At 68.8% G+C, this 538-nt stretch carries 1 protein-coding gene; it reads left to right on the top strand.

The genetic code is table 11. The annotated features are described in order from the left end of the window. Positions 1–538: phosphoglucose isomerase-related protein (locus GTW67_RS26565; RefSeq protein ID WP_524539825.1), on the top strand; the 538-nt coding region annotated here is incomplete at both ends.

Here is a 538-nt window from a genome sequence, read left to right as displayed (position 1 = left end):
GTGCACGCCGTGCTGGACAAGATGGCCGGCTTCGCGGACCGGGTCCGTTCCGGCGAGTGGACCGGCCACACCGGCAAGCGCATCCGCAACGTCGTCAACATCGGCATCGGCGGCTCCGACCTCGGTCCCGCCATGGCCTACGAGGCGCTGCGCGCGTTCACCGACCGCGAGCTGACGGTCCGCTTCGTCTCCAACGTCGACGGCTCCGACCTGCACGAGGCAGTCCGGGACCTGGACCCGGCCGAGACGCTGTTCATCGTCGCCTCCAAGACGTTCACCACCATCGAGACGGTCACCAACGCCACCTCCGCCCGGAGCTGGCTGCTGGACGCCCTCGGCGACAAGGACGCCGTCGCCCGGCACTTCGTCGCCCTGTCGACGAACGCCGGGAAGGTCGCCGAGTTCGGCATCGACACGGCCAACATGTTCGAGTTCTGGGACTGGGTCGGCGGTCGCTACTCGTACGACTCGGCGATCGGCCTGTCCCTGATGATCGCCATCGGCCCGGACCGCTTCCGCGAGATGCTCGACGGCTTCC

This window comes from Streptomyces sp. SID5910 (assembly GCF_009862125.1).
Lineage (GTDB): Bacteria > Actinomycetota > Actinomycetes > Streptomycetales > Streptomycetaceae > Streptomyces.
The sequence above is the reverse complement of the archived record's forward strand: the minus strand, read 5'-3'. Positions and strand labels throughout refer to the sequence as shown.